13 protein-coding genes are annotated in these 16,040 nt (G+C 68.9%); 3 read left to right on the top strand and 10 right to left on the bottom strand.

The features are described 5' to 3' along the window. Positions 1 to 22: 22 nt before the first annotated feature. Positions 23 to 1,192: an MlaE family ABC transporter permease gene (locus tag ACSQ9A_RS02020; protein WP_093104217.1), complete on the bottom strand. Its 1,170-nt coding sequence runs from the start codon at positions 1,190 to 1,192 to the stop codon at positions 23 to 25. Positions 1,193 to 1,389: 197 nt separating this feature from the next. On the opposite strand from ACSQ9A_RS02020, the gene ACSQ9A_RS02015 reads away from it, so the two are divergent. After that, positions 1,390 to 3,015 (top strand): GMC family oxidoreductase, encoded by a 1,626-nt coding sequence (locus tag ACSQ9A_RS02015; protein ID WP_436302507.1) that lies wholly within the window; start codon positions 1,390 to 1,392, stop codon positions 3,013 to 3,015. A 129-nt stretch (positions 3,016 to 3,144) separates the two neighbouring features. On the opposite strand, the gene ACSQ9A_RS02010 is transcribed toward ACSQ9A_RS02015, so the two are convergent. The 7 genes from ACSQ9A_RS02010 to ACSQ9A_RS01980 are packed head-to-tail and all read right to left on the bottom strand — an operon-like array spanning position 3,145 to position 9,805. After that, positions 3,145 to 4,212 carry an ABC transporter substrate-binding protein gene (locus tag ACSQ9A_RS02010; RefSeq protein ID WP_436302506.1) on the bottom strand — a complete coding sequence of 356 codons (1,068 nt, stop codon included), beginning with the start codon at positions 4,210 to 4,212 and terminating at the stop codon, positions 3,145 to 3,147. 34 nt (positions 4,213 to 4,246) lie between these two features. Next, positions 4,247 to 5,389: an NAD(P)/FAD-dependent oxidoreductase gene (locus ACSQ9A_RS02005; RefSeq protein WP_436302505.1), complete on the bottom strand. Its 1,143-nt coding sequence runs from the start codon at positions 5,387 to 5,389 to the stop codon at positions 4,247 to 4,249. Beyond that, positions 5,386 to 6,783, bottom strand: a complete 1,398-nt coding sequence (locus ACSQ9A_RS02000; protein ID WP_436302504.1) for an FAD-dependent oxidoreductase — start codon at positions 6,781 to 6,783, stop codon at positions 5,386 to 5,388. The genes ACSQ9A_RS02005 and ACSQ9A_RS02000 overlap by 4 nt, the downstream gene beginning before the upstream one ends. Further along, positions 6,780 to 7,082, bottom strand: coding sequence for a (2Fe-2S)-binding protein (locus tag ACSQ9A_RS01995; protein ID WP_093104224.1), 303 nt, complete (start codon positions 7,080 to 7,082; stop codon positions 6,780 to 6,782). The genes ACSQ9A_RS02000 and ACSQ9A_RS01995 overlap by 4 nt, the downstream gene beginning before the upstream one ends. Then, positions 7,079 to 7,873 carry an ABC transporter permease gene (locus ACSQ9A_RS01990; RefSeq protein ID WP_093104226.1) on the bottom strand — a complete coding sequence of 265 codons (795 nt, stop codon included), beginning with the start codon at positions 7,871 to 7,873 and terminating at the stop codon, positions 7,079 to 7,081. Before ACSQ9A_RS01990 ends, ACSQ9A_RS01995 begins: the two co-directional genes overlap by 4 nt. A 4-nt stretch (positions 7,874 to 7,877) precedes the next feature. Continuing rightward, the gene (locus ACSQ9A_RS01985; protein WP_093104227.1) at positions 7,878 to 8,726 is read right to left on the bottom strand and encodes an ABC transporter permease; all 849 of its coding nucleotides are present in this window, start codon (positions 8,724 to 8,726) and stop codon (positions 7,878 to 7,880) included. Then, positions 8,723 to 9,805, bottom strand: coding sequence for an ABC transporter ATP-binding protein (locus ACSQ9A_RS01980; RefSeq protein ID WP_436302503.1), 1,083 nt, complete (start codon positions 9,803 to 9,805; stop codon positions 8,723 to 8,725). Before ACSQ9A_RS01980 ends, ACSQ9A_RS01985 begins: the two co-directional genes overlap by 4 nt. A 191-nt stretch (positions 9,806 to 9,996) precedes the next feature. Between ACSQ9A_RS01980 and ACSQ9A_RS01975 the strand changes: the two genes are divergently transcribed. Further along, positions 9,997 to 10,845 carry an IclR family transcriptional regulator gene (locus ACSQ9A_RS01975; RefSeq protein WP_436302502.1) on the top strand — a complete coding sequence of 283 codons (849 nt, stop codon included), beginning with the start codon at positions 9,997 to 9,999 and terminating at the stop codon, positions 10,843 to 10,845. 135 nt (positions 10,846 to 10,980) lie between these two features. Continuing rightward, positions 10,981 to 12,519 carry an L-piperidine-6-carboxylate dehydrogenase gene (gene amaB / locus ACSQ9A_RS01970; protein ID WP_436302501.1) on the top strand — a complete coding sequence of 513 codons (1,539 nt, stop codon included), beginning with the start codon at positions 10,981 to 10,983 and terminating at the stop codon, positions 12,517 to 12,519. A 250-nt stretch (positions 12,520 to 12,769) separates the two neighbouring features. On the opposite strand, the gene ACSQ9A_RS01965 is transcribed toward amaB, so the two are convergent. Then, a complete protein-coding gene (locus tag ACSQ9A_RS01965; RefSeq protein ID WP_436302500.1) occupies positions 12,770 to 13,921 on the bottom strand; it encodes an ABC transporter substrate-binding protein in 1,152 nt (383 codons plus the stop codon). A gap of 123 nt (positions 13,922 to 14,044) precedes the next feature. Further along, on the bottom strand, positions 14,045 to 16,018 hold the full coding sequence (mrdA, locus tag ACSQ9A_RS01960; RefSeq protein ID WP_436302499.1) for a penicillin-binding protein 2: 1,974 nt from the start codon (positions 16,016 to 16,018) through the stop codon (positions 14,045 to 14,047). Positions 16,019 to 16,040 lie beyond the last annotated feature (22 nt).

Genomic DNA, 16,040 nt, shown 5'->3' with positions numbered 1-16,040 from the left:
GCCTTGGGAGCGGCCCGGCGGCTCATGCCCTGAACCCCACGCCCTTGAAGAGCACAGCGAAGAGCGCGTCGACCAGGATCACGACCGTGATCGAGGCCACCACCGAGGAGGTGGTGCCGCGCCCGAGGCTTTCGGTGTTGGGCTTCACCTTCATGCCGTAGTAGCAGCCGATCAGCGCGATCAGGACGCCGAACACGGCCGACTTGGACATCGCGAGCCAGATGTTGGTCATCGGCACCGCGCGCGGCAGCGCCGACAGGAAATAGGCCGGCGAGATGTCCAGCGTGAGATCGGCCGCGACCATGCCGCCTAACAGGGCCGCCGCCGAAGTCCACATGCTGATCAGCGGCATCGCGATCGCCAGCGCCAGCACGCGCGGCATCACGAGCCGGAAGCCATGCGGAATGCCCATCACGCGCATGGCATCGAGTTCCTCGGTCACGCGCATGACGCCGATCTGCGCGGTGATGGCCGAGCCCGAACGGCCCGCAATCAGCACCGCCGCGAGCACCGGGCCGAGTTCGCGGATCAGCGACAGGCCGAGGATGTTGACGATGAAGGCTTCGCCGCCGTACTGGCGCAATTGCTGCGAGGTCAGGTAGGCCAGCACCACGCCGATCAAGAGGCCCACCAGCGCGGTGATGGGCAGCGCGGTGGCGCCGAAATGGTAGAGATGGCCCGAGAAGTCGCGCCAGGGCGCACGGTGCGGCGCGCGCAGCAGCGTGCCGACGTCGAGCGTGAGCTGGCCGACGAGCGCCAGGAAATCGCGCGCCACCATCATGATGCGCGCGCCGTTGTGGGCGAAATCGTGGAAATGCTCGGCCAGCGTCTTGCCGGGCTCCGCCGGCGCGCTGCAGGTGTACTGCGCCACCTGGTCCAGCACGGCCTTGTGCTGCGAGTCCATTTCGAGCCGCGCCGGCCAGGCCTGGCGCCAGTGGTTCCAGAGCAGCTGGGCGCCGATGTGGTCGAGCTGCTCGACGGGGCGCAGGTCCCAGGCCCGGTCGTCCTGCGGCGGCACGGCATCGAGATTCTTCGCCAGGGCCTCCCAGGTGCGCCGCGACGACATCGAGAGCGCGGTCCAGCAGCCGCTGGCGACGGCCCATTTGCCGCCCTCCCCGTCGCGTTGCTCGACGCGCGGACGCAAGCGGTCTGCGTTTTGCGCGTCGGCGGTCGGCAACGATGCGATCGACATGGATGGAGCGGGCGGGCGGTCTGCGAGATGGAGGACGCAACATCGTAACCGTGTGCGTCTGCAGCAAACCGCCCGATCGGCGCCCGTTCGCGTAGGCCATCGGCGCAAGGCACGGGCGTTTGCCACAATCGACCGTTCGGTGCCGCATTGCAGCACCCCTTCACAAGAACGACCAGAGACAGACAAACAAGGCGCGAATGAGCGACACCACCTTCGACTACATCGTCATCGGCGCCGGCACCGCCGGCGCGCTGATGGCTAATCGCCTCTCAGCCGACAAGCAATGCCGCGTGCTCCTGATCGAGGCCGGCCGCAAGGACGACTACCACTGGATCCACATTCCGGTCGGCTACCTCTACTGCATCGGCAATCCGCGCACCGACTGGCTCTACAGCACCGAGCCCGACGCCGGCCTCAACGGCCGCACGCTGCGCTATCCGCGCGGCAAGACGCTGGGCGGATCGTCTTCCATCAACGGGATGATCTACATGCGCGGCCAGTCGCGCGACTACGAGCAGTGGGCCGCGCTCACCGGCGACGACACCTGGCGCTGGGACCAGGTCCTGCCCGCCTTCAAGAAGCACGAGGACCACTACCTCGGCGCCGACGAGATGCACGGCGCCGGCGGCGAATGGCGGGTCGAGAAGCAGCGCCTGCGCTGGGACATCCTCGATGCCTTCGCCGAGGCCGCGGTGCAGGCCGGCGTGCCGCACAGCACCGACTTCAACCGCGGCAGCAACGAGGGCGTGGGCTATTTCCAGGTCAACCAGAAGAACGGCTGGCGCTGGAACACGGCCAAGGCCTTCCTGCGCCCGACCTGCTACGGCCGCCCCAACTTCGAGCTGTGGACCGGCGCCCAGGTCTCGCGCCTCGTCGTCGAAACCCGGCCCGACGGCAGCCGGCGCTGCACCGGCGCCCAGGTGTGGGACGGCCACGAGATGGTGCTGGCGCATGCGACACGCGAAGTGATCCTCTGCGCGGGCAGCATCGGCTCGCCGCAGATCCTGCAGCTCTCGGGCGTCGGGCCGGCCGAGCTGCTGCGCCAGCATGGCATCGACGTCGTGCTCGATGCGCCGGGCGTCGGCGCCAACCTGCAGGACCATCTGCAGATCCGCGCGGTCTACAAGATCAAGGACGCGCCCACGCTCAACGTGCTCGCCTCCTCCTATTACGGCAAGGCGAAGATCGGCCTCGAATACCTGTGGAAACGCAGCGGCCCGATGAGCATGGCGCCCTCGCAGCTCGGCGCCTTCACGCGCAGCTCGCCCGAGCACGAATGGCCGAACCTCGAATACCACGTGCAGCCGCTCTCGCTCGATGCCTTCGGCGAGCCGCTGCACGCCTTTCCGGCCTTCACCGCCAGCGTGTGCAACCTGAACCCGACCAGCCGCGGCACGGTGCACATCAAGAGCCACCGCTTCCAGGACGCGCCCGCGATCGCGCCGCACTACTTGAGCACCGACGAAGACCGCAAGGTGGCGGCCGATTCGCTGCGCGTCACGCGCCGCATCGCGGCCCAGCCGGCGCTCGCGAAGTACGCGCCTGAAGAATGGAAGCCGGGCCTTCAGTACCAGAGCGACGAGGAGCTCGCGCGCCTGGCCGGCGACATCGCGACCACCATCTTCCATCCGGTCGGCACCACGAAGATGGGCGCCGACGGCGACCCGATGGCGGTGCTCGATTCGAAGCTCCGCGTGCGCGGCATCGACGGCCTGCGCGTGGTCGATGCCGGCGCGATGCCCACCATCACGAGCGGCAACACCAACAGCCCGACCTTGATGATGGCGGAGAAGGCAGCCGGCTGGATTCGGGATCAGCCCTGAAAACTGGAGATACGCGCAGCGCGGCCTGTTCGGGAAACACCGCGGAACCGGCTTTGCCGGGCCGCTGGTGTTGCCCCCGGTGAGGGGGTTGGCGAAGCGACACGAAGTGCGCGAAGCCTGGGGGAGCGCCTATTTCTCGATGGTCTTGTTCCAGCGCGCGTTCCAGGCGGGCCGGTTGGCGTTGATGCTGTCCCAGTCGATGGTCACGGCGTTCTTCATCCACTTGTTGATCTCGGCCACCTGCGCCGCGCTCTCGCCCACCGCCGGCGCCTTGGGGTTGGTCGGGATCTGGCTGCCGAACTGAAGCACGTTGGCCTGCGCCAGCGGGCTCAGCAGGAACTCGGCCAGCTTTTGCGCCAGCTCGGGTTCGCTGTTGTTGGCGATCACGCACTGCCCCACCATCAGTACCACCGAGCCCTCCTTGGGCTGCGCGTACTCCACCGGGATGCCCTTGGTCTTCAACGCGGCCACCGCGGTGGGCGTGAGCGGGAACAGCGCGGCCTCGCCGGTCTGCACCATCTCGGAAATCTTGGCCGAGCTGGGGATGTACTCGAGCACGTTGGGGCCGATGGTGGTGGGCCAGGCCTTGAAGCCGGGCTCGACGTTCTTGTCGTTGCCGCCCTGGATGCGGTTGAACATCAAAAAGCCGTGCAGGCCGAAGGACGAGGAGGACATCGACTGGAACACCACCTTGCCCTTGAACTTCGGGTCGGCCAGGTCCATCCACGAGGTGGGCGCGGCCCAGCCCTTCTCCGCGAACATCTTCTTGTTGTAGGCCAGCCCGGTCATGCCCAGGCTGACGCCGCTCGCCATGTCGTCCTTGAAACGGGCCGCCGGATAGATGTCGTTGAGCGCCGCGCTCGGGCGCTGCTTCTGGCACAAGCCCATGCCGATGGCGCGCACCATGATGCCGTCGTCGAGGAACATCACGTGCATCTGCGGCCGGTCCTTGTTGGCCTGCGCCTTGGCCAGGATGTCCGACGAGGTGCCGGGCACCACCACCACCTTCACGTTGTTCGCCTTCTCGAAGGCCGGGAACACGTACTGCGTGTACGCCTTCTCCATGGTGCCGCCGTTCATGCCGATGTACAGCGTCTTGGTCTGGGCGCTGGCCGCGCCGCCGCCGGCCAGCGCCGCGGCGGCAGCCACGGCGAGGAGTGCACGGCGGATCGATTGGGGTTGGCGAGAACGGGACATGGTGGGTTCCTTTGAGAGTGGGGTCAGGGAGACTTCAGTGAGCCGTTGCGGGCACGGCGGCTTCGACGGAAAGAAAACGTTCGATGGCAAAGGCTTCGATGGGCGTGCTGCTGTGCCCGTCGCGCGCCAGTTCGGCCAGCACCTCGCCCACGGCCGGGCCGATCTGGAAGCCGGCGCCGGCAAAACCGAAGCCGTGGATCAGGCCCGGCGTGGTCGCGCTCAGGCCCAACACCGGCTGGCGGTCGGGCAGGTAGCCCTCGGTACCGCTCCAGGTGCGGATGAAGCTGGCGTGGCGCAGCGCGGGCAGCAGCTCGATCGCCTGCACCGACAGCGCGGCGATGGCCTCGCGCCCGGAGCGCGCGCGGTCGGCGTCGAGCGCGATGCCGGCGCCGCCGCCCAGCACCAGGTTGCCGCGCTTCACCTGGCGGCAGTAGACGCCGCCGCCTTCCACGCCGAGGCTCCAGTCCATGAAATAGGGCAGCGGCTCGGTGACCGCCATCGCCGGATGGCTGGACTGCAGCGGCACCGTCTCGCCGAAGCGGCTGGCGATGGCACCGGCCCAGGCGCCGGCGCAGTTGAGCATCACCGGCGCGCGCACTTCCAGCGCGTTTCCCGAACGCAGCATGAAGGCCTCGCCGTCATGCGCCACCTCGTCGAGCGGCGTGCGTTCGAAGATTTGCGCGCCCGCGCGCCGGGCCGCCAGCGCGAAGGCCGGCGACACCAGGCGCGGATTGGCCTGCCCATCCTCCGCGCACAGCGAGCCGCCGACCGCGCGGCTGCCCAGCCACGGGCAGCGCTCGCGCAGCCGCTGGCCCGACAGCAGTTCGAGGCCGAGATCGAAGTCACGGCTGGCCTCGCGGTAGTGCTCCAGCGAGGCCAGGTCTGCCTCGCTGCGCGCGATCTTGAAATGGCCGGAGCGGAGGTACTCGCCGTCGGTGCCGATCAGTTCCGGCAGCCGGCCCCAGATGCGATGCGCGCGCTGCGCCAGCGGCAGCTGGTTGAGCGGCCGGCCCTGGCGCCGCACGCCGCCATAGTTGACGCCGCTGGAGCGCGAGCCGCAGAAGTCGCGCTCCAGCAGCGCCACCTGCAGCCCCATGCGCCGCAGCGCCAGCGCGGCGGAGGCGCCGACGATGCCGCCGCCGACGATGGCCACGTCGGTCTTCAGCGTTTGCTTCATGCGGCCGCTCCTTCGGCCGGCGCGCTCGCCAGCTGGATCGGGATCGGCTTGATCGGCGCCTGTCCGCGCAGCCGGCCCACCTGCGCGAGCGGCCGGCCGCTCGCGTGCGCGAGGATTTCGGCCGCCGCCGCGCCGCACATGCGGCCCTGGCAGCGGCCCATGCCGACGCGGGACAAGGCCTTGAGGCGGTTCATCTCGTCGGCGCCGCAGGTCCGCACGGTATCGCGCAGCTCGCCGGCCGTGATGTTCTCGCAGCGGCACACCACCAGCGCGTCGGGCGCATGGGAGGCCCAGTCCTGCGGAAAGGGAAAGGCGCGTTCCAAACCGGCGCGGAAACTCTTGAGCTTGTCGAGCTTGCGCTCCAACACTTGCGCACGCGCGGCATCCACCTTCACACCGCGGTCGGCCAGGAGGGCCAGCGCAGCGCGCTCGCCGGCCCATTCGGCCGCATCGGCGCCCATGATGCCGGCGCCATCGCCGGCCAGGTAGACGCCGGCCACGCTGGAACGGCCGGCCGTATCGCGCTCGGGCAGATGCGCGCGCTGCATCGGCGCAAAGGCGAAGCGGCAGCCCAGCAGGTCGGCCAGCTGCGTTTCGGAGCGCAAGGCATAGCCGAAGCCGACGGCGTCGCATTCGAGCGTTTGCTCGCGCGTGCCGTCGTGCCAGGAGATGGCGCTCACGCGCGCATCGCCCAGCACCCGCAGCGGCCGGACGCCGCCATGCAGCGCCACGCCGCGGGCGCGCAACCAGGCGACGTAATAGAGGCCCTTGAGAAACACGGCCGGCTGCGAAAGCATCGCGGGCACGGCCGCGAACTGGTCGGCGAAGCGGGCGGTGTCGAGCACGGCCGCGACCTCGACGCCGGCCTTCGCGTATTGGTAGGCCACCAGGTAGAGCAGCGGGCCGGTGCCCATGAAGACCACGCGCCGGCCGATCGCGCAGCCCTGGAACTTGAGCGCCACCTGCGCGCCGCCCAAGGTGTACACGCCGGGCAGCGTCCAGCCGGGCACGGGCAGCACGCGGTCGGTCGCGCCGGTCGCCACGATGAGCTGGCGGTAGGGCACGCTGCGCGTCGTGCGGCTCGGGCCGTGCAGCACGTCGAGCAGGCCGCCCTGGGCGTTCCACACCAGGTTGTCGGGCCGGTAGTCGATGCGGTCCTGCAGCCCGTCCAGCGCGGCGTGCACGGCGGTGGCGCGCGCTGCTTCGAAACCGTACAGGGTCTCGGGGGAACGCTGAAAGTTCGCCGGCGGCCGGCGGTAGATCTGGCCGCCGGCACGGCCGGCTTCGTCGATCAGCACCGGCCGCAGGCCGTGCGCGACCAGGGCCTGGGCCGCGCGCACGCCGGCCGGGCCGGCGCCGACGATCACGGGTTGCGGCAAGGCCTCTGCCGTCATGCAGGCTCCCCGCCGGTGAGCAATGCCATGCCGGCCTCGATGAAGGTGGAGCAGGCGCGCAGCCGACCGCCATCCGCCGTCAGGATCCAGCAGTCCTGGCAGGCGCCCATCATGCAGAAGCCGGCGCGCGGCGTGCCGCTGAACTCGTTGCGGCGCAGCTGGCCGCACTGGGTCAGCACCGCGGTGAGCACGGTGTCGCCGGCCAGGGCCCGGGCCGGCTGGCCGTCGAGCGTGAAGGCCACGGCAGCGCGGCCAGCCTCGGCCACGCGGTGCAGAAGTGCTTTGCTGGTGCTGCTCATCGGCGCCCCACCAGCACGCGGTCCAGCCCGTAGACGCGGTCGAGCAGCACCATGGCGCAGGCCGTCACCGCCACCATCAGCGCCGACACCGCGGCCATCAGCGGATCGATGGATTCGGTGGCGTACATGTACATGCGCACCGGCAGCGTCACGGTGCTGGGCGCGGTCACGAAGATCGACATCGTCACCTCGTCGAAGCTGTTGATGAAGGCCAGCATCCAGCCGCCGGTCACGCCCGGCAGGATCATCGGCAAGGTGATGCGCCTGAACATCGTGGCCTGGCTCGCGCCGAGCGACAACGCAGCCTGCTCGGCGCTGCGGTCGAAGCCGACCAGCGCGGCGATCACCAGGCGCAGCGTGTAGGGCGTGACGATCAGCGCATGCGCCAGCACCAGCCAGCCGAAGCTGCCGGTGCCGCCGACCAGCGCGAACAGGCGCAGCAGCGCCACGCCGAGCACCAGGTGCGGAATGATCAGCGGCGAGAGGAACAGGCCGTTCAGGAAGTCGCGCCCCGCGAAGTCGTAGCGCGTGATCGCCATGCCGGCCGGCACCGCCAGCAGCGTGGCCAGCGTCGCCGAGGCGAGCGCCAGCCACAGGCTGTTCCAGAACGACTGCATGAAGTCGGGGTGCGCGAACACCGCCTCGAACCAGCGCAGCGAGAAGCGCGTGGTCGGGATGGTGAGCGTGTTCTCGGGCGTGAAGGCGACGATGCACACCACCAGCAGCGGCGCCAGCATGAAGGCGATGACGAGCGCGTTGAACGCGAGGGCGAGGGGGCCGTTCTTGCTCATGGCCCTACCCCAGCGCCTTCTTGTAGCGGCCTTCGACCAGCCGGTTGTAGCTCAGCATCACCACCAGGTTGGCCGCCAGCAGCGTCAGCGCGATCGCCGCGCCGAGCGGCCAGTTGAGCTCGTGCAGGTACTCGTCGTAGACCACCGTCGCCACCATCTTGAGGCGCCGCCCGCCGAGCAGGCCCGGAATGGCGAAGGAACTGGCCGAGAGGCCGAACACGATCAGGCTGCCCGACAACACGCCCGGCATCACCTGCGGCAGCACGACGCGGCGCAGCGTGGTGAAGTGCGAGGCCTTGAGCGAGAGCGCAGCGTTCTCGACGCCCGGGTCCAGCTTCTGCAGCGAGGTCCAGACCGGGATCACCATGAAGGGCAGCATCACGTGCACCAGCGCGATCACCACCGCGGTCTCGGTGTAGAGCATCTTCACCGGGCCGAGGCCGATCATTCGCAGCGTGCCGTTGACCAGCCCTTCCGGCCCGAGCAGCATGCTCCAGCCGAAGGCCCGTACCACCACCGATACCAAGAGCGGCGCCAGCACCACCAGCAGCAGCACCGAGCGCCACGGGTTGCGCATGCGGCTCAGCACATAGGCCTCGGGGGTGCCGACGAGCACGCAGATCAGCGCCACCAGGCCGGAGATCCAGAAGGTGCGCCAGAAGATGCCGTGGTAGTAGGCGTCGGTGAAGACGTGGGTGTAGTGCTCCAGCGTGAACTCGCCGGCCCGGGGCCCGGTGGCCGGGTCGTAGACGTTGAAGGACAGCACCGCGGTCAGCACCAGCGGCACCAGCAGCAACGCGGCGAACAGCAGCAGCGCCGGCCCGGACAGCCACCAGGGCGATGCCTTCTTCATGCGGCCACCCGTTCGGCAGCCGCGCCCTCTTCGGCGGGCAGCAGGCGCGTGCAGTGGTCGGGCCAGGCGATGCCGGCGGCGTGGCCTTCGTCCAGCGCGGGCCGGCCGTCGTTGGGCGACAGCACCATCAGTTCGCCGACCGGCGTCGTCATCGCGTAGAGCCACTGGCTGCCGAGGAAGAAGCGCTCGCGCACCGTGGCGTCGAAGCGGCCGCGGCCCGCGTCCACCAGTTGCAGCTTTTCCGGCCGCACGCTGAGCAGCACCTGTGCGCCGGCCTGGAAGCCGACGTCGTCCACGTCGACAGCGAGCGGCCCCAGGTCAACGCGGCTGCGGGTCCCGTTCGCCACCACGCGCCCGGCGAGCAGGTTGGCCTTGCCCACGAAGGTGGAGATGAAGCGGGTGCGCGGGTGTTCGTAGACCCGGTGCGGATGGTCGATCTGCGTCGCGCAGCCGCCTTCCATCACGACCACGCGGTCGCTGATCGACATGGCCTCGCTCTGGTCGTGCGTGACCATCACCGTGGTGGTGCCCACCTTGCGCTGGATCTGGCGCAGCTCGAACTGCATCTCCTCGCGCAGCTTGGCGTCGAGGTTGGACAACGGCTCGTCCAAGAGCAGCACCGGCGGCTCGATCACCAGGGCGCGCGCCAATGCCACGCGCTGGCGCTGGCCGCCCGAAAGCTCGCGCGGGTAGCGGTTGGCATGTGCCTCCAGGTGCACCAGGGCCAGCGCCTGCGCCACGCGCTCGCGCCGCTCGGCCTTCGGCATCTTGCGCATTTCGAGGCCGAAGCTCACGTTGTCGGCCACCGTCATGTGCGGAAACAGCGCATAGGTCTGGAACACGATGCCCAGGCCGCGCGTGTTGGCCTTGACGTGCGTGATGTCGCGCCCGGCCAGCTCGACGCGGCCGCTGCTCACCGCCTCGAAGCCGGCCACCATCTGCAGGGTGGTGGTCTTGCCGCAGCCCGAAGGCCCCAGCAGCGAAACGAATTCGCCTTTCTCCACCGAGAGGCTCATGGCCGACACCGCGCAGGTGCCGCCGTAGAACTTGGTCAGTTCGGTGAGCTTGAGAAATGACATGAACAGGCCTTTCGTGGGGCGCACCCCGATGGGGCAGCAACTGAAGTCTTTCGTTGGAGTCGATTCACTCTATTGCAACGAACGCGCCAGACCACACAGGGTATTTCACTAATCAGAATCTTTTTCTTATTTATTCCGTTCAATGGAATTTATGGCGTAGACTGGCCGGACAACATTCCACCCGGCACGGCATGAGCACCCCTTCCCCATCCACCAGCGGCGTGCCGCGCGTCTTCGCCGTGATCCGGGCCCTCGCCGCGGTGCAGGCCGAAGGCGGCCGCGTGACAGAGATTGCACGCGCCGTGGGCCTGACCCAGGCCACCACGCACCGTTTGCTGCAGTCGCTGCTGGCCGAAGGCATGGTCGAACAGGACGCGCGCAGCAAGCTGTACCGCCTCGGCATCGACTTCTTTGCGCTGGCGGCGCACGCCGGCAACCCGGGAGACCTGCGCTCCCTGTGCCGCCCGGTGCTGCTGCGCCTGTGTGCCAGCCTGGGCGACAGCATTTTTCTGCTGGCGCGCAGCGGCTTCGATGCGGTGTGCCTCGACCGCAGCGAGGGGCCTTTTCCGATCCGCTCTTTCACCGGCGACGTCGGCGGGCGCATCGCGCTGGGCGTGGGCCAGGGTGCGCTCGCGATCCTGGCCTTCCTGCCAGAGGCCGAGCGCGAAGAGGTGATCCGCTTCAACCTGTCGCGCGTGCGCGAGTACGGCGTCTACGACGAGGTCTATCTGCGAACCGAGATCGAACGCGTGCGCCAGGCCGGCTATGCGGGCCGCAGCACCGGCCTGCTCGAAGGCATGGCCGGCGTGGCCGTGCCCATCTGCGACCGCGAGGGCCGCGCCGTGGCCGCGCTGAGCGTGGGCACCATCGCCGACCGGCTCAACGCCGACCGCATGCCCACGGTGGTGGAGCTGCTCAAGCGCGAAGCCGCGGCCATCGGCCCGAAGATCAATCCCTTCGACGCGACACTGCGCCGGCCTTTGCAAAGCCTGGCGAGCTCGCCCGCGGCGCAGCGGATCGGTCATGCACCGGAGGAATGACCTGACGCCCCCTGAACGCCATACCCTGGACCGCATGCCATTCCAGTTGCGCATCAAGTCTTTCCGTTTTTTTGCTATGCAACCGGCCCTGCGTGGCGGATATTGATGCCCCTCCTGTCTTCGAACCTGCAACCCATGCCGCAAGCCCCCGCCCCCTCCCCCGTCGCCACCGAAGTCGATCAGCTGCTGCAGCGCCTGGGTGTGCCGCGCAGCGCCTACACCGGCGGCGATCTGCCGGTGCGCTCCCCGATCACCGGCGAATCGATCGGCACCGTGCCGCAGACCACGCCAGCCGAAGCCACGCAGGCCATCGGTCGCGCGCATGCGGCCTATCTGGCCTGGCGCAGCGTGCCGGCGCCGCGCCGCGGCGAGCTGGTGCGCCTCCTGGGCGAGGAGCTGCGCGCGGCCAAGGCCGACCTGGGCCGGCTGGTCACGCTGGAGGCCGGCAAGATCCCGTCCGAAGGCGCGGGCGAGGTGCAGGAGATGATCGACATCTGCGACTTCGCGGTCGGCCTGTCGCGCCAGCTCTACGGCCTGACGCTGGCCACCGAGCGCGCCGAGCACCGCATGATGGAAAGCTGGCATTCGCTGGGCGTCTGCGGCGTGATCTCGGCCTTCAACTTTCCGGTGGCCGTGTGGTCCTGGAACGCCACGCTGGCCCTGGTCTGCGGCGATGCGGTGGTGTGGAAGCCGTCCGAGAAGACCCCGCTCACCGCGCTGGCCACGCATGCGATCGCCCAGCGCGCGCTGGCGCGCTTCGGCGACGCGCCCGAGGGCCTGCTGGAACTGCTGATCGGTCAGCGCGCCGTCGGCGAGGTGCTGGTGGACGACCACCGCGTGGCGGTGCTGTCGGCCACCGGATCCACCGCCATGGGGCGCCAGGTGGCGCCGCGGCTGGCGGCGCGTTTCGCGCGCGCGATCCTGGAGCTGGGCGGCAACAACGCCGCCATCGTCGCCCCCTCGGCCGACCTCGACCTGACGCTGCGCGCCATCGCCTTCGCCGCGATGGGCACGGCCGGACAGCGCTGCACCACGCTGCGCCGCCTTTTCGTGCACGCCAGCGTATACGACGCGCTGGTGCCGCGGCTGGCCAAGGTCTACGCCGGCGTGCAGGTGGGCGACCCGCGCACGCCGGGCACGCTGGTGGGACCGCTGATCGACGGCGCCGCCTTCGAGGGCATGCAGAAGGCGCTGCATGAAAGCCGCGCCGCGGGCGCCACGGTGCACGGCGGCGGTCGCGTCGACGGGATCGCCGGCGACGGCGCCTTCTACGTGCGTCCGGCCCTGGTGGAACTGGCCGCGCACGCCGGCCCGGTGCTGCGCGAGACCTTCGCGCCCATCTTGTATGTGCTGCGTTACGAGGCGCTCGACGAAGCGATCCGCTGGCACAACGAAGTCGGCGCCGGCCTGTCGTCCTCCATCTTCACCCTGAACGTGCGCGAGGCCGAGCGCTTCATCTCGAGCGCGGGCTCGGACTGCGGCATCGCCAACGTCAACATCGGCCCGAGCGGCGCCGAGATCGGCGGCGCCTTCGGCGGCGAGAAGGAGACCGGCGGCGGGCGCGAGGCCGGCTCCGACAGCTGGAAGGCCTACATGCGCCGAGCGACCAACACCATCAACTACTCCACCACCCTGCCGCTGGCCCAGGGCGTGACCTTCGACATCGAAGGCTGAACGCCTGGGCCCGGGCGTGATCGAATTCCGCGAATGTTTCCTTTTGTTTCAGGGTGACGGGTAATCCCCGATGCACTGGCACGGTGCGCACCCTAAAGTCTCGCCACTCGCAAACGGGCCTGCCCGCAGCGCGGGGGACCGAGGAGACATTTCGAAGAATCAAAACATGCTTGCTACACAAGGCATCCGAACGAGATGCCGTTTTTTTGAACAAGGCGCCGCTGGTCGGCGCCTTTTCTTTGGGCGCTCGTCACTGGACCAGCTTGCCGCCGGCGCCGAACATCGCGAAATCCACGTAGCGCGATGCGGTCTGGCCTCTTGCACTGAAGTCGAGCGTATAGCCGCCGACGTCGATCGCCTTCGCTGAGGCCAGCGCGGCGCCCACACCGGCCGCGTTGAGGGTGCTGGCGCTCTCCATCACCTTGACCAGCGCCTTGGCGGCGATGAAGCCTTCCATCGAGCGCGCCGAAATATCCGGATCCTTCGATGCCTGGCGCAGCTGCAGGTACTCGCGCACCACGGCACGGTCGCCCTGCTGCGGCAGAACGACCGAGAAGGCGTAGCCGCGCGCACGCTGCGGCCCGAGCGCCTTGAGCAGCGCGTCGGTGTCGATGATCGACATGCCGTAGAGCATGCTGCCGGCACCGCCGGCGGCCGCATACTGCTTGACGAACTCGATCCCTGCGGCCGTGGTCGCGCCTAGAAAGACGACCTGGACCTTGGCCTTGGCGATCTCGGCCACGGCCTTCTCCACGGCCACCGTGTTGCGCGGGTAGCCGGCGCGCACCACGAGCTGGATGCCGTGGGCCTTGGCAGCCGCTTCGGCGCCGGCCAGCACATCCTGACCCAAGCCGTCGTCCTGGTAGAGCAGACCCACGCGTTGCACGCCGACGGTGGCCAGCTGGCTGAACAGCCGCGCGACCTCGTCGTGGTAGCTGGCCTTGACCACATAAATGCCCGGCGCCTGCGCCACGCTGCTCGCGCCCGAGACGGCGCCGATCATCGCGACCCCCTTTTGCGCCAGCACGCCGTCCTTGGCGATGGCCTCGAGGTTGGTCGTGCCCACCGTTCCCATCAAGGCCACCGGCGATTCGGCCGCGATGATCTCCCGGGTCAGGCGCACGCTTTCCTCCGCTTTTTGCGCGTCGTCGCGCGTCACGAGCTTGATCGGCCGGCCACGCACCCCGCCCTTGGCGTTGACGGCGTCGAAATACAGCTTGGCGCCGGCATGGATGGCTCGGCCGGTGACCGCCTGCGGACCGGTGAATGGCGCAACCTGGCCGACGACGATGGGCTCACCAGGGGCAGCAGCACTCCAGTGAGCGCTCGCCAACAAAAGTACAGCCGTGCAGGCATTGCGCCAACGCGCGAAACGGCGCCCGCCCTGATTCCCGATGCTCATGAGACCTTTCCGGCGTAGCCGCCGATACCGTTTAGTAACGATTGTTTACAAAGGTCTAGAGCGTACAGGAGGGGCGAATCACCCTCGAAAACCTAGGGTTAACCCGCAAATCGATCGAGACCGTCAGGGCGCCGTCGCGGCAGCCGGACCGGAGACGATGGGCCAGGCCATCTCGCTCGCCACGCGCGGCTTGCCCATCGGTGGGCCGGCCTTGCCGGCCTGCACCGCGACCAGGTCCTGCTCGTTGGGATACTGGTCGGCCAGCCAGTAGTCGAACACGCGGCGCACGATCGGGGCCGCTGCCGCTGCACCGAAGCCGGCGTTCTCGACGATGATCGCGACCGCGATCCTGGGCGCCTCCGCCGGCGCGTAGGCCGCGAACAGCGAGTGGTCACGCTGGTGCTCCTCGAGCGCCTTGGCGTTGTACTTCACGTTCTGGCCCATGCTCACGGCCTGCGCCGTGCCGGTCTTGCCGGCCGAGCTGTAGGGCGCCCCGGCGAACACGCGCGTACCGGTGCCGCCCTTGTTCACCGCGACCAGCGCGTTGCGCACGATCTCCACGTTCTTCGGCGCGTAGCCCAGGTCCACGCCCGGCGGCTGCGGCATCGGGACGGTCTCGCCGCTCACCGTGTTCTTGATGCCGAGCACCAGGTGCGGCTGGTGCTTGATGCCGCCGTTGGCCAGCGTGGCTTCGGCCGCCGCGAGCTGCAGCATCGTGAAGTTGTTGTAGCCCTGGCCGATGCCGAGCGAGACGGTTTCGCCGGGGTACCACTTCTTCATCTCGGGACGCTTGTAGGCGTCGCGCTTCCAGGTCGTGCTAGGCAAGAGGCCACGCACCTCGCCCTGGACGTCGATGCCGGTGATCTGGCCGAAGCCCAGCGGCTTCATGAAGTCGTGGATGGCGTCCACGCCCATGTCGACCGCGAGCGAATAGAAGTAGGTGTTGCTCGAGAACTGGATGGCGCGGTGCATGTCCATCCCGCCCAGGCCGCCCTCGTGGCTCTTGAAGGTGTGGCCGCCGAAGGTGTAGAAGCCCGGGTCGTTGATCACCACGCTCGGCGCGCGCTTGCCGAGCTGCAGCGCGGCCATCGCCATGAAGGGCTTGTAGGTCGAGCCCGGCGGGTAGGTGCCGCGCAGCGCGCGGTTCAGAAGCGGCTTGTCCAGCGACTCGTTGAGCGCCTGCCAGCTTTCGTTGTCGATGCCCTCGACGAACAGGTTCGGATCGAAGGTGGGCTTGCTCACGAAGGCCAGCACCTCGCCGCTGTTGGGATCGATCGCCACCAGCGCGCCGCGGCGCTCGCCGAACATGTCTTCCACCAGCTTCTGCAGCTTGATGTCCAGCGAGAGCTTCACCGTGTTGCCGGGCGTCGCCGGGTGGCTCGAGAGCCGGCGCACCGCGCGGCCGCCGGCCGAGGTTTCCATCTGCTCGACGCCGGTGTGGCCGTGCAGCGTCTTCTCGTAGCTCTGCTCGATGCCCAGCTTGCCGATGTAGTCGGTGCCCTTGTAGTTGGCCTGGTCTTCCTCGCTCCAGTCCTCCATCGCGGTCTTCTCGCGCTGGTTGATGCGGCCGATGTAGCCCAGCACATGGGAGGCGAGTTCGCCGTTGGGGTAGTTGCGGAACAGCCGGGCCTTGATTTCGACACCCGGGAAGCGGTAGCGCTGCGCCGCGAAGCGCGCGACCTCCTCGTCGCTCAGGCGCGTGCGGATCGGGATCGAATCGAAGCTGCGCGAGTCCTCGCGCAGGCGCTTGAAGCGGCGGCGGTCGCGCTGCGAGACTTCCACCACCTCGCCGAGGCTGTCGATGGTGCCTTCCAGGCTGCCGACCTTCGAGGGCGTGATCTCGAGGGTGTAGGCCGAGTAGTTGGAGGCCAGCACGATGCCGTTGCGGTCGAGGATCAGGCCGCGGTTCGGCACCACCGGCACGACGGCCGTGCGGTTGCTCTCGGCCTGCTCCGCGAGATCGTCGTGGCGCACCACCTGCAGGAAGAACAGGCGCGTGCACAGGAGGCTGAAGGCGGTGAGCACCACGAGGCCGATCACGATCACCCGGCGCTTGAAGCGCGCGAGGTCGGCGGCGACGTTGCGGAGTTCGGTCATGGCGCGCGCGAGCCTACGCTCG

The sequence above is a fragment of the Variovorax sp. LjRoot290 genome (assembly GCF_964253985.1).
GTDB lineage: Bacteria > Pseudomonadota > Gammaproteobacteria > Burkholderiales > Burkholderiaceae_C > Variovorax.
The sequence above is the reverse complement of the archived record's forward strand: the minus strand, read 5'-3'. Positions and strand labels throughout refer to the sequence as shown.